A 12,182-nucleotide genomic window follows, 5' to 3' on the forward strand; every position below is an offset into this window, starting at 1 on the left:
CTTTCTAATCCTCTTTACGCATAAAATAGAGGAGGGTTTGGAGTTCGCTTGTCAAATCGACATACTGAACGACCACATCTTTTGGGAGGTGAAGGTGAACAGGGGAAAAGCTGAGAATACCTTTTATACCTGCATCGACCAAAAGATTGGCAACTTCTTGTGATTTAACACTTGGAACAGTTAGGATAGCAGTTTTGACATCTGCTTCTTTGATTTTTTCTTTAATCTGTGAGATACCATAGATTGGAATTCCATCAGGTGTCTGGGTCCCGACTTCTGGATGGTCATCTAGGTCAAATGCCATGATGATTTTCATCTTGTTACGCTCATGGAAGCGATAGTGGAGAAGGGCATGCCCCATATTCCCAATCCCAACCAACATAACATTGGTAATGGAGTTGTCATTTAGGAGGTCAGCAAAAAAAGTCATCAGTTTTTTAACATCATAACCAAAACCACGACGACCTAGTTCACCAAAATAGGAAAAATCACGACGAACAGTCGCAGAATCGATACCGATAGCCTCTGCAATTTGCTTGGAGTTGGCACGTTCGATTTTCTCGGCATGAAATCTCTTGAAAATTCGATAGTAGAGAGAGAGTCTTTTTGCTGTTGCTTTTGGAATAGCAGACTGTTTATCTTTCACAAAACCACAACCTTTCTATTCTTCTATTTTATAGAAACATTGTGAAAAAATCAACAAAAATCAACGAAAACAAGAAAAAACTAAGAGAATTCTTAGTTTTAATCTGAAAAATTAGTTTGTGATAAAAAACGGTAGAGATCGCCAACTAATCCTTGATAAATAACTTTATCATTCAGTGTTAAGGAGCTAATTAGGAGAGTGTCGGGCAGGGTGACACAGCCTGATAGTGATAGCATAAGCTCTTCGTAATCGGCAAATTCAAGTGTGCGTTCTACTTGATAGCTATCTTTATATGTGAGACGATACATGGCAAACTATCTTTCTTCTTTTGTGAAGATTCCGCGTTCTACAAGACTGTCCATGAGGAAGTAGAATTTCTCTTGGTGGATATGGTGTTCTTCAGATTTAAAAATATTCACCAAACGAAGGCCTGACTTGTCAGTGATATTGAGTTTAGCACCTGTAAGGTCTTTGTTGATGATGATTTTTAGCTTGAATCCTTCACCGCTGTTAGGTACTTTCTCAAGCAGACGAGTCAGTTCGAAGTTTCCAACTTTTGTTTCAAAGAAAGTATTGTCTTTGAGTGTGAATTTTTTGACAGATGGGCTAAGTGTGTAGTCGTAGCGACAGTTTTGTAGTTTAATGGTTTTTTCGAATGCCATTAGATTAATCTCCAATAATATTTTTTAAGGTTTGTGCGAGTTGTTTTAGTTCTTCCTCAGTGTTAAGAGGAGACAGACTGATACGGACAGATTCTTTCAAACGATGTGAATCTGGTCCATAAAATGCTTCAAGCACATGACTGGTTTGCACGACACCAGCAGTACAGGCTGAACCGGTAGAAATTGAAATTCCTTCAAGGTCTAACTGGAGTAAGAGCAAATCATTTTTTTGACCAGGAAAGCCAATGTTGACAACATAAGGAAGCTGGTGTTGGCTTTCGTTGAGATAGTATTCTAGATCTGCAATCTCATCTAGAAAAGCAGATTTTAATCCCTCTAGTTTTTGGTAATGTTCAGCTTGCTGCTCTAAGTCCTCTTTGAGAGCGGCGACCATGCCTACAATGGCAGCGAGGTTTTCTGTTCCAGCCCGTTTTTTTTGTTCTTGATCACCACCATGAAGATAGGAGTCAAAGTCCCCAGCCGATGCGTAAAGAAAGCCGACTCCTTTTGGTCCATGGAATTTGTGGGCAGAAGCACTGAGGAAATCAATTCCTAATTCCTCGGGATGGATAGGAAGTTTCCCGATAGCTTGAACAGCATCTACATGATAAGCCGCAGGATGCTCTTTTAAAACACGTCCAATCTCAGCGATAGGTAAGAGACTGCCCGTTTCATTATTAGCATACATAGTGGAAACGAGAATGGTATCGTCACGTAAGGCTTCTTGAATTTGCTGGGCAGTTATTTCTTGATTTACTGGTTGGATGATGGTCGCTTCAAAACCAAAATGTTGCACCAGATAATCGATAGTCTCAAGCACAGAATGGTGTTCAATAGCTGTCGTGATGATATGTTTTCCATTTTTTTGATGACGGAGACAATAGCCGATAATAGCTGTATTGTTGCTTTCTGTACCACCAGATGTGAAAAAGATATGTTGAGGTTTGGTTCCTAGTAAGTGGGCTAAGTCCTGACGAGCTTCTCGTAAGAGCTTGCCAGCCTGTCGACCATGACTATGAATACTAGAAGGATTACCATGGGTTTCTTGCATGACCTTGGTCATTTCTGAAATAGCAACTGCTGACATAGGAGTCGTTGCAGCATTGTCCAAATAAATCAAAGGATCACCTTATTTCTTTTTGTTGTAAGCAAAGAGTGGGCTGACTGGTTTTCTTTCATGGATGCGGACGATAGCATCTCCGATTAACTCGCTAGCAGTAATGTAACATACATTTTCTGGAGTTCTTTCTTTGGTTGCAACGGAGTCTGTCACAAGGATTTCTTTGATGTTTGTAGCATCAAGGAGGTCTGCTGCACCTTCAACAAATAAACCGTGACTAGATACTGCATAAATTTCAGTTGCACCTTCACGTTCAACGATTTTGGCTGCTTCAGAGAAAGTACGACCAGTATTTAGGATATCGTCAATTAAGATAGCCTTCTTGCCTTCAACATCCCCAATGATATAGCCTTCGTTACGATCAGAATCGTCTTGGGCGTAGTCAATGATAGCGATAGGGGCATCAAGGTATTCGGCCAAACTACGAGCACGTTTAACACCAGAGTTCTTTGGACTAACAACAACAACATCAGAGCCAAGAAGTCCTTTATCACAGTAGTGCTTAGCAAATAGAGGAACAGTATAAAGATTGTCTACAGGAATGTCAAAGAAACCTTGAACTTGAACAGCGTGGAGGTCAAGCGTTAGAACACGGCTTACACCAGCCTTGACAAGCATATTGGCAACCAATTTTGCAGTGAGGGGTTCGCGAGAAGAAGCGATACGATCCTGACGAGCATAACCAAAGTAAGGAAGGACAACGTTGATACTGTGAGCACTTGCACGAACACAAGCATCAACCATGATTAATAATTCCATCAAGTGGTTGCTAACGGGGTAGCTGGTTGACTGGATGATGTAAACATCGTAACCACGGACACTTTCTTCGATGTTGACTTGGATTTCTCCGTCAGAAAATTGACGAGAGGATAATTTTCCGAGAGGTACACCAACTGTATCCGCAATCTTTTGAGCGATTTCTGGGTTAGAGTTTAGGGTGAAAAGTTTCATGTTGTTTCTATCTGACATTATAGACCGTCCTCTGTAAACTTTGTGAATCTCCTTTGAGAAAGTTCTGTTTTTCAAAGCAAGATTCTTTTATTTTTATCTTTTCTATTCTACCAAAAAAAGGAGATTATTTCAGCTTTTTTTCATGCTTTTAATAAAACGAATTAATTTTGAAGGAGCTTTCTGATAAGTTATGTGATTTTCATCTAAAAATTTCCGAAAATCGGCTTTCCCTTTTTCATGGTCTGTGACTTCAAGCTCGAGTTCATAGTCCGTCTGGCCAAAGTATCGACTTTCATCTAAGGCCATTAAGCCAATCTCGGTTTTCATTTCATAACGTTGAGTGGAAAGGCAGCCTAGAACAAGCCAGTCATGACTTTCAATACCAATCTTAGCGAGCTTTTCTAGAACGAGCCCTTGAGGTAGTTTTTGTTTTTCTAGGTACGACTCAGCTTCTGGAAGAGTTAGTTTCTGGTTGTATTCCATATTTCCTACAGTTTGAGGCACTTTCAAGGTCAATTCCGCCCAATCTGCAAAAGTGCGAATGCGCATGGCAACCTTCTTTTCACGCAATTGAAAATCAGGTGTGTCAATGTAGTAGTTTTTTTGATGAACAGGTGCTATATGGGCAAATTGTTTTTTTAAATGATCGTAATCCTCTTTTTTCAGTAGTGTTTTCAGTTCAATTTCTAAATGTTTCATTTTTCTAACCTTTTCTTTATCTTTGAAAGCGGATTTATGGTATAATGTACAATGTATTTATTGTATAAGATTGTAGTGAAAAAATCAAAGATTTTCGATAGAGCAATCAAACATTACAAGGGAGAAAGTATGACCATAGAATGGGAAGAATTTTTAGATCCTTACATTCAGGCTGTAGGTGAGTTGAAGATTAAACTTCGTGGGATTCGCAAACAGTATCGTAAGCAAAACAAGCATTCTCCGATTGAGTTTGTAACGGGTCGTGTCAAACCGATTGAAAGTATTAAAGAAAAGATGGCTCGTCGAGGTATTACTTATGCAACTCTGGAAAATGACTTGCAAGATATCGCAGGGCTACGTGTTATGGTTCAGTTTGTTGATGACGTGGAAGAAGTTGTTGCAATACTACGTAAACGTCAGGATATGAGAGTCGTTCAGGAACGGGATTATATCACCCATCGTAAGGCTTCAGGTTATCGTTCTTATCACGTTGTTGTCGAATATACCGTTGACACGATAAATGGGGCTAAGACCATCCTCGCCGAGATTCAAATACGGACTTTGGCTATGAACTTTTGGGCTACTATTGAGCATTCGCTCAATTATAAGTACCAGGGAGATTTTCCAGAGGATATAAAAGAAAGACTGGAAATCACTGCCAAAATTGCTCATCAGCTAGATGAAGAAATGGGTAAGATTCGAGATGACATTCAGGAAGCTCAGGCTCTCTTTGATCCTTTGAGTAGAAAACTTAACGATGGTGTAGGAAATAGTGACGATACAGATGAAGAATACAGGTAAGCGAGTTGACCTCATAGCTAATAGAAAGCCGCAGAGTCAGAAAGTTTTACATAAACTGAGGGAAAAACTCAAAAAACAGCATTTTATAATTAATGACACAAATCCAGACATCGTCATTTCGATTGGCGGAGATGGGATGCTTTTGTCTGCTTTTCACAAGTACGAAAATCAGTTAGACAAGGTTCGATTTGTTGGCGTCCATACTGGACATTTAGGCTTTTACACGGATTATCGTGACTTTGAGTTGGACCAGCTGGTTACCAATCTCCAACTGGATTCTGGAGCCAAGGTTTCTTACCCAGTCTTGAATGTCAAAGTGACACTTGAAAATGGAGATGTGAAAACCTTCCGTGCTTTAAATGAAGCGAGCATCCGTCGGTCAGATCGCACCATGGTTGCAGATATCATCATTAACCATGTTCCATTCGAGCGCTTTCGTGGAGATGGTGTGACTGTCTCAACGCCGACTGGAAGCACTGCCTATAACAAATCCTTGGGAGGAGCGGTTTTGCACCCTACCATTGAAGCCTTGCAACTGACTGAAATTGCGAGCCTCAACAACCGGGTTTATCGGACTCTAGGATCTTCAATCATCGTTCCGAAGAAAGATAAAATCGAGCTATTACCGACTCGTAATGACTATCACACCCTTTCGGTTGACAATAGTATCTATTCTTTCCGAAATATAGAAAGGATTGAGTACCAAATCGACCATCACAAGATTCACTTCGTAGCGACACCAAGTCACACTAGTTTCTGGAATCGTGTCAAAGATGCCTTCATCGGCGAGGTGGACGAATGAAGTTCGAATTTATCGCAGATGAACATGTCAAGGTCAAAGCCTTTCTGAAGAAACACGAGGTTTCTAAAGGACTGTTGGCTAAGATAAAGTTTCGAGGCGGGGCTATTCTGGTCAATGGCCAACCTCAAAATGCGACTTATCTCTTAGATATTGGATACAGGGTGACTATTGATATCCCTGCAGAGGAAGGGTTTGAGAGCCTTGAAGCAATTGAGCGTCCACTGGATATTCTCTATGAGGATGACCATTTTCTGGTTTTAAATAAACCTTATGGAGTAGCATCCATCCCAAGTGTCAATCATTCCAATACCATTGCTAATTTTATAAAGGGCTACTATGTCAAGCAAAATTATGAGAACCAGCAAGTTCACATCGTAACTAGGCTTGATAGAGATACATCTGGTTTGATGCTCTTTGCCAAGCACGGCTACGCTCATGCACGTTTAGATAAGCAGTTGCAACGAAAGTCTATCGAAAAACGTTACTTTGCTTTAGTTAAAGGAGCTGGTGTCTTGGAGCCAGAAGGGGAGATTATCGCACCAATTGCGCGTGATGTGGACTCCATTATCACTAGACGGGTTGCCAAAGGTGGGAAATACGCTCATACGTCTTACAAAGTTGTAGCGTCTTATGGAAATATTCACCTAGTCGATATTCGCCTGCATACTGGACGAACTCATCAGATACGAGTGCATTTTTCCCATATTGGCTTTCCTTTGTTGGGAGACGATTTGTATGGTGGTAGTCTGGATGACGGTATTAAACGTCAGGCTCTGCATTGTCATTATTTATCTTTTTATCATCCTTTTCTAGAGCACGATTTGCAGCTAGAAAGCCCCTTACCGGATGATTTCAGCAATCTTATTACTCAGTTATCAACTAATACTCTTTAAAAACTATTTGGAGTATAATTTATTTTATTAAAGGAGAAAACTCATGGAAGTTTTTGAAAGTCTCAAAGCCAACCTGGTTGGTAAAAATGTACGCATCGTTCTCCCTGAAGGGAAAGAACCTCGTATCCTTCAAGCGACAAAACGTTTGGTTAAAGAAACAGATGTCATCCCAGTATTGCTTGGTAAACCTGAAAAAATTAAAATCTACCTTGAAATCGAAGGGATCACTGAAGGTTACGAAGTTATCGACCCTGACCACTACGCTAAGTTTGACGAAATGGTTGCTGCGCTCGTTGAACGTCGTAACGGTAAGATATCAGAAGAAGAAGCTGGTAGACTATTGCGTGAAGACGTTAACTACTTTGGTGTAATGCTAGTATATATGGGCTTGGTTGACGGTATGGTTTCAGGTGCACTTCACTCAACTGCTGCAACAGTTCGTCCAGCTCTTCAAATCATTAAAACTCGTCCTAATGTTACTCGTACTTCAGGTGCCTTCTTGATGACTCGTGGTTCAGAACGTTATCTTTTCGGAGACTGTGCGATCAACATTAATCCTGATGCTGATGACTTAGCTGAAATTGCTATTAACTCAGCAATCACTGCGAAAATGTTTGGTATCGAACCCAAAATTGCTATGTTGAGCTATTCAAGTAAAGGTTCTGGTTTTGGTGAGAACGTTGATAAGGTAGTAGCAGCTACACAACGTGCGCACGAACTACGTCCAGATCTTGAAATAGATGGGGAATTGCAATTTGATGCGGCCTTCCACCCTGAAACGGCAGCTTTGAAAGCTCCAGGAAGTAAAGTAGCTGGACAAGCAACTGTATTCATCTTCCCAAGTATAGAAGCTGGAAATATCGGTTACAAGATTGCAGAACGTCTCGGTGGTTTCTCGGCTGTAGGTCCTGTTTTACAAGGTTTGAATAAGCCAGTTAATGACCTTTCACGTGGATGTAGCTCAGATGATGTATATAATCTTACACTAATTACTGCAGCTCAAGCAGTTCATCAATAAGATTTAGTCCTCTTTCCCATGGGAAGAGGCTTTTTAGTACTGAGAAAAGGACAGCTATAAGCTTCTATGTTATACTAGATATATGTTAGATTTGAAAAAATACGGTATCGTCATGTGGCCGGAGGAGAAGATCATTTCTTTTCGTGAGAAACTCCTCAACTGGTATGATGAAAACAAGCGAAATCTACCTTGGCGGAGAAGTAAAAATCCTTATCACATCTGGGTATCTGAAATCATGCTCCAGCAAACCAGGGTGGATACAGTTATTCCATACTACAAACGATTCTTGGACTGGTTTCCAACTGTTGAAAGTCTGGCGAATGCCCCTGAAGAGCGTCTGCTGAAGGCTTGGGAAGGTTTGGGTTATTATTCTCGAGTACGCAATATGCAAGTTGCTGCTCAGCAGATTATGACTGACTTTGAAGGGACATTTCCAAACACTTACGAAGAAATTTCTAGTTTGAAAGGGATTGGCCCCTATACTGCGGGTGCAATTTCCAGTATCGCTTTTAATTTACCCGAGCCTGCGGTCGATGGCAATGTCATGCGAGTTTTAGCGCGTTTGTTTGAGGTGAATTATGATATTGGAGTTCCCAGCAATCGCAAAATTTTTCAGGCTATGATGGAAATCTTGATTGACCCGAAACGACCAGGTGACTTTAACCAAGCTCTGATGGATTTAGGCTCTGATATAGAGTCTCCGGTTAACCCTCGACCAGAAGAAAGTCCTGTTAAGGAATTTAGCGCATCCTATCAAAATGGAACAATGGATCGATATCCGATCAAAGAACCCAAGAGAAAGCCTCTTTCTATTTATCTGAAGGCTTTGGTTGTGTGCAATGATAGAGGGCAATACCTACTTGAGAAAAATGAAAGTGAGAAACTGTTAGCCGGTTTTTGGCACTTCCCACTGATTGAGGTTGACGATTTCTCTAGCGATGATAATCAACTAGATCTCTTCTCACAAGTCAAAGAGGAAAGCAGAGCATTTGGACCAAGCCCTCAAGAAAACTTTGAGCAGGATTATGATTTAGAAGTGAATTGGTCCCAGCAAGTATTTGACCAAGTCAAGCATGTATTTAGTCATCGGAAATGGCATATTCAAATCCAAGCTGGTCAAGTGACGGAAACAAAACAGTTTTCTGACAGAGAAATTCGCTGGGTTTCTTCTCAGGAATTTTCTGATTATCCACTTGCGAAACCTCAACAAAAAATTTGGCAGGCTTATAAAACAAGTTTTGAAGATGAAGGCCTATAGTAGCCATTTGTGCCTTCTTTGCATTTTTTTGTTATAATAGATAGAGAAAAGGTGATAAAATGAAAAAAATATTAATTGTAGATGATGAGAAACCAATCTCAGATATTATTAAGTTTAATATGGCCAAGGAAGGTTATGAAGTTGTTACAGCCTTCAATGGTCGTGAGGCAATCGAGCTATTTGAAGCAGAGCAACCTGACATTATTATCCTCGACTTGATGTTACCTGAAATTGATGGTTTAGAAGTTGCTAAAGCTATTCGCAAGACCAGTAGTGTTCCTATCATCATGCTCTCAGCCAAGGATAGCGAGTTTGACAAGGTTATTGGTTTAGAGTTAGGTGCAGATGATTATGTTACAAAACCTTTCTCAAACCGTGAGTTGCAGGCTCGTGTTAAGGCCCTTCTTCGTCGTACCGATCTAGTTTCAGTAGATAACCAAGAGTCTGATGAGAAGAAGGCGCAACCTTTACAAATTGGTGATTTGGAAATCGTTCCAGATGCTTACGTGGCAAAGAAATATGGTGAGGAATTAGATTTGACCCACCGTGAGTTTGAGCTCTTATATCACTTGGCTTCCCATATTGGACAAGTGATTACGCGTGAACACTTGCTTGAGACTGTTTGGGGTTATGATTATTTTGGTGATGTTCGGACAGTGGACGTGACTATTAGACGTTTGCGTGAAAAAATTGAAGATACTCCAAGCCGTCCAGAGTATATCCTCACCCGTCGTGGTGTTGGCTACTATATGAAAAATAATGATTGAAGATATTAGACAAACTATTCTGACCAGTGATTTTATCTTTATCCTGATTTTACTTGGCTTTATCCTGGTGGTGACCTTGCTCTTACTGGAAAATCGTCGGGATAATATCCGTCTGAAGGAGATAAATCAAAAGGTTAAGGACTTGATTGCAGGTGATTATTCTCAAGTTTTGGACTTGCAAGGAAGTACAGAAATCACCAATATCACCAATAATCTAAACGATTTGTCAGAAGTTATTCGTTTGACCCAAGAAAATCTGGAACAAGAGAGTAAACGATTGAACAGTATTCTTTCTTATATGACTGATGGCGTCCTTGCGACTAATCGCCGTGGCCAGATTACCATGATCAACGATATGGCAAAGAAACAGCTCGGTGTGCAGAAAGAAGATGTTCTTAATAAAAGCATCCTCGAATTGCTTAAGATAGAAGATGAGTATGAGCTGCGTGACCTGATTACACAGATTCCAGAGTTGACGATTGACTCCCAGGATGTAAATGGGGAATACCTGAGCCTTCGTGTACGTTTTGCTCTGGTTCGTCGTGAGTCAGGTTTCATCTCTGGTTTGGTTGCCGTTTTACATGATACGACCGAGCAAGAGAAGGAAGAGCGTGAGCGAAGACTCTTTGTTTCGAATGTCAGTCATGAGTTGCGTACTCCTTTGACCAGTGTTAAATCTTATCTCGAAGCCTTGGATGAGGGAGCTCTGTATGATCCTGTCGCCCCTGATTTTATTAAGGTCTCACTCGATGAAACCAACCGTATGATGCGTATGGTGACAGATCTCTTGCATCTATCTCGTATTGACAATGCGACTACTAAACTGGATATAGAGTTGATTAACTTTACAGCCTTTATCACCTTCATCCTCAACCGTTTTGATAAGATGAGAAATCAGGATGAAGAGAAAAAATATGAGCTAGTGAGAGATTATCCAATAACTTCAGTTTGGATTGAGATTGATACGGATAAGATGACCCAGGTGATTGATAATATTCTTAACAATGCCATCAAGTATTCACCAGATGGTGGGAAGATTACGGTTAGCATGAAAACCACGGATGACCAGATGATTTTATCAATTTCTGACCAGGGTCTTGGGATTCCAAAACAAGATTTGCCTAGGATTTTTGACCGCTTTTACCGTGTGGATCGCGCAAGAAGTCGTGCTCAAGGTGGGACTGGTCTAGGTCTGGCTATCGCGAAAGAAATCATCAAACAACACAATGGTTTTATTTGGGCAAAAAGCGAATACGGTAAGGGCTCAACCTTTACCATAGTGCTCCCTTATGATAAGGATGCCGTAAAAGAAGAAATATGGGAGGACGAAATAGAAGACTAGAATGAGTGAAAAAGGCTTTAAATACAGTATTTTAGCATCAGGTTCCAGTGGAAATTCCTTTTATCTGGAAACTCCAAAAAAGAAAATCTTAGTGGATGCAGGCTTGTCTGGTAAGAAAATCACCAGTCTTTTGAGCGAAATCAATCGTAAGCCAGAAGATTTGGATGCTATCTTGATTACGCATGAACATTCAGATCATATTCATGGAGTTGGTGTATTGGCTCGCAAATATGGTATGGACCTTTACGCCAATGAAAAAACCTGGCAGGCTATGGAAAATAGCAAGTACCTCGGTAAGGTGGATTCATCGCAGAAGCATATTTTTGAAATGGGTAAAACCAAAACCTTTGGCGATATTGATATTGAGAGTTTTGGGGTTAGCCATGATGCGGTAGCACCCCAGTTTTACCGCTTTATGAAAGATGACAAGAGCTTTGTCATGCTGACCGATACAGGTTACGTCAGTGACCGTATGGCAGGAATTGTCGAAAATGCAGACGGTTATCTCATCGAGTCCAACCACGACGTAGAAATCTTGAGAGCAGGATCTTACGCTTGGCGTCTCAAACAGAGAATTCTATCGGATCTCGGTCACCTCTCTAACGAGGATGGTGCTGAGGCCATGATTCGTGCAATGGGAAATCGTACCAAGAAAATCTACCTCGGGCATTTGTCCAAAGAGAACAATATCAAGGAGCTGGCTCATATGACCATGGTCAACCAGCTAGCACAAGCTGATCTGGGAGTAGGAGTAGACTTTAAAGTTTACGACACTTCCCCAGATACTGCAACACCATTGACAGATATATAAAAAGAAGGCAAGTGCCTTCTTTTTTATATTTTTTACAACCCAGCAAATTCCTTGATTTCTTGTGCGGACATGGAAGAGTCGCAACGGACCTTGATCTGGCCATCTGCAATGTGGACAAAGCCTGGTACGGTTGGGATTCCATAACGTGAGCGGAATTCTTGCAATTCATTGAGTTGGCTTGGTTCTTCACTGTTGATGAAGTAGATGTGGGCTTTGGTTTCAGATACGACACCTGCCAATGTACCAGCAAATTTACGGCAGTAAGGGCAAGTTTTACGACCGATGAAGAAGGTTGCAGTTTCTTTATTATCAAGTGCTTCTTGAGCACGGGCAACAGTTGTGACTTCAAGATCTTTAATATTTTCTAAAAATTGTTCCATGAGTTTACCTCGCTTTCATTGATATGTCTAGT

15 protein-coding genes are annotated in these 12,182 nt (G+C 40.8%); 8 read left to right on the forward strand and 7 right to left on the reverse strand.

Annotated features, from left to right (window positions below):
* Window positions 1-4: 4 nt before the first annotated feature.
* From M9H69_RS05045 to M9H69_RS05070, 6 genes are all read right to left on the reverse strand, one after another.
* The gene (locus M9H69_RS05045) at window positions 5-646 is read right to left on the reverse strand and encodes a redox-sensing transcriptional repressor Rex (protein ID WP_000653419.1); all 642 of its coding nucleotides are present in this window, start codon (window positions 644-646) and stop codon (window positions 5-7) included.
* A gap of 98 nt (window positions 647-744) precedes the next feature.
* Complete coding sequence (locus tag M9H69_RS05050; protein WP_093585258.1) at window positions 745-954, reverse strand: DUF4649 family protein; 210 nt, start codon at window positions 952-954, stop codon at window positions 745-747.
* 6 nt (window positions 955-960) lie between these two features.
* Entirely contained in the window at window positions 961-1,308 is a 348-nt protein-coding gene (locus M9H69_RS05055; RefSeq protein ID WP_250316107.1) for a DUF1831 domain-containing protein, read from the reverse strand.
* Between the two features lie 4 nt (window positions 1,309-1,312).
* Window positions 1,313-2,428 (reverse strand): cysteine desulfurase family protein, encoded by a 1,116-nt coding sequence (locus tag M9H69_RS05060; RefSeq protein ID WP_250316108.1) that lies wholly within the window; start codon window positions 2,426-2,428, stop codon window positions 1,313-1,315.
* Window positions 2,429-2,437: 9 nt separating this feature from the next.
* A complete protein-coding gene (locus tag M9H69_RS05065; protein ID WP_001283846.1) occupies window positions 2,438-3,397 on the reverse strand; it encodes a ribose-phosphate diphosphokinase in 960 nt (319 codons plus the stop codon).
* Between the two features lie 111 nt (window positions 3,398-3,508).
* Window positions 3,509-4,078: a CYTH domain-containing protein gene (locus tag M9H69_RS05070; protein ID WP_250316109.1), complete on the reverse strand. Its 570-nt coding sequence runs from the start codon at window positions 4,076-4,078 to the stop codon at window positions 3,509-3,511.
* A gap of 129 nt (window positions 4,079-4,207) precedes the next feature.
* On the opposite strand from M9H69_RS05070, the gene M9H69_RS05075 reads away from it, so the two are divergent.
* The 8 genes from M9H69_RS05075 (at window position 4,208) to M9H69_RS05110 (ending at window position 11,770) form a co-directional block, all read left to right on the forward strand.
* Window positions 4,208-4,879 (forward strand): GTP pyrophosphokinase, encoded by a 672-nt coding sequence (locus M9H69_RS05075; protein WP_250316110.1) that lies wholly within the window; start codon window positions 4,208-4,210, stop codon window positions 4,877-4,879.
* Window positions 4,863-5,681, forward strand: a complete 819-nt coding sequence (locus tag M9H69_RS05080; protein WP_250316111.1) for an NAD kinase — start codon at window positions 4,863-4,865, stop codon at window positions 5,679-5,681. Before M9H69_RS05075 ends, M9H69_RS05080 begins: the two co-directional genes overlap by 17 nt.
* Window positions 5,678-6,574 carry an RluA family pseudouridine synthase gene (locus M9H69_RS05085; RefSeq protein WP_250316112.1) on the forward strand — a complete coding sequence of 299 codons (897 nt, stop codon included), beginning with the start codon at window positions 5,678-5,680 and terminating at the stop codon, window positions 6,572-6,574. Before M9H69_RS05080 ends, M9H69_RS05085 begins: the two co-directional genes overlap by 4 nt.
* Before the next feature lie 43 nt (window positions 6,575-6,617).
* A complete protein-coding gene (pta, locus tag M9H69_RS05090; protein WP_250316113.1) occupies window positions 6,618-7,592 on the forward strand; it encodes a phosphate acetyltransferase in 975 nt (324 codons plus the stop codon).
* An 82-nt stretch (window positions 7,593-7,674) separates the two neighbouring features.
* Window positions 7,675-8,850, forward strand: a complete 1,176-nt coding sequence (gene mutY, locus M9H69_RS05095; RefSeq protein ID WP_250316114.1) for an A/G-specific adenine glycosylase — start codon at window positions 7,675-7,677, stop codon at window positions 8,848-8,850.
* Window positions 8,851-8,909: 59 nt separating this feature from the next.
* Complete coding sequence (gene yycF / locus M9H69_RS05100) at window positions 8,910-9,617, forward strand: response regulator YycF (RefSeq protein ID WP_250316115.1); 708 nt, start codon at window positions 8,910-8,912, stop codon at window positions 9,615-9,617.
* On the forward strand, window positions 9,610-10,959 hold the full coding sequence (gene vicK, locus M9H69_RS05105) for a cell wall metabolism sensor histidine kinase VicK (RefSeq protein WP_000568719.1): 1,350 nt from the start codon (window positions 9,610-9,612) through the stop codon (window positions 10,957-10,959). The genes yycF and vicK overlap by 8 nt, the downstream gene beginning before the upstream one ends.
* A gap of 1 nt (window position 10,960) precedes the next feature.
* Complete coding sequence (locus M9H69_RS05110; RefSeq protein WP_001290612.1) at window positions 10,961-11,770, forward strand: MBL fold metallo-hydrolase; 810 nt, start codon at window positions 10,961-10,963, stop codon at window positions 11,768-11,770.
* Between the two features lie 32 nt (window positions 11,771-11,802).
* Here M9H69_RS05110 and M9H69_RS05115 read toward each other — a convergent pair whose 3' ends face one another.
* Entirely contained in the window at window positions 11,803-12,150 is a 348-nt protein-coding gene (locus M9H69_RS05115; RefSeq protein ID WP_250316116.1) for a thioredoxin, read from the reverse strand.
* Window positions 12,151-12,182: the final 32 nt, after the last annotated feature.

The sequence above is a fragment of the Streptococcus oralis genome, from assembly GCF_023611505.1.
Classification (GTDB): Bacteria; Bacillota; Bacilli; order Lactobacillales; family Streptococcaceae; genus Streptococcus; species Streptococcus oralis_CT.

Coding starts and splice junctions, on each gene's coding strand:
- M9H69_RS05070 (WP_250316109.1), bottom strand. CDS start 4,078: ATGAAACATTTAGAAATTGAACTGAAAACACTACTGAAAAAAGAGGAT.
- M9H69_RS05075 (WP_250316110.1), top strand. CDS start 4,208: ATGACCATAGAATGGGAAGAATTTTTAGATCCTTACATTCAGGCTGTA.
- M9H69_RS05065 (WP_001283846.1), bottom strand. CDS start 3,397: ATGTCAGATAGAAACAACATGAAACTTTTCACCCTAAACTCTAACCCA.
- M9H69_RS05085 (WP_250316112.1), top strand. CDS start 5,678: ATGAAGTTCGAATTTATCGCAGATGAACATGTCAAGGTCAAAGCCTTT.
- M9H69_RS05050 (WP_093585258.1), bottom strand. CDS start 954: ATGTATCGTCTCACATATAAAGATAGCTATCAAGTAGAACGCACACTT.
- M9H69_RS05110 (WP_001290612.1), top strand. CDS start 10,961: ATGAGTGAAAAAGGCTTTAAATACAGTATTTTAGCATCAGGTTCCAGT.
- yycF (WP_250316115.1), top strand. CDS start 8,910: ATGAAAAAAATATTAATTGTAGATGATGAGAAACCAATCTCAGATATT.
- vicK (WP_000568719.1), top strand. CDS start 9,610: ATGATTGAAGATATTAGACAAACTATTCTGACCAGTGATTTTATCTTT.
- M9H69_RS05080 (WP_250316111.1), top strand. CDS start 4,863: ATGAAGAATACAGGTAAGCGAGTTGACCTCATAGCTAATAGAAAGCCG.
- pta (WP_250316113.1), top strand. CDS start 6,618: ATGGAAGTTTTTGAAAGTCTCAAAGCCAACCTGGTTGGTAAAAATGTA.
- M9H69_RS05055 (WP_250316107.1), bottom strand. CDS start 1,308: ATGGCATTCGAAAAAACCATTAAACTACAAAACTGTCGCTACGACTAC.
- mutY (WP_250316114.1), top strand. CDS start 7,675: ATGTTAGATTTGAAAAAATACGGTATCGTCATGTGGCCGGAGGAGAAG.
- M9H69_RS05115 (WP_250316116.1), bottom strand. CDS start 12,150: ATGGAACAATTTTTAGAAAATATTAAAGATCTTGAAGTCACAACTGTT.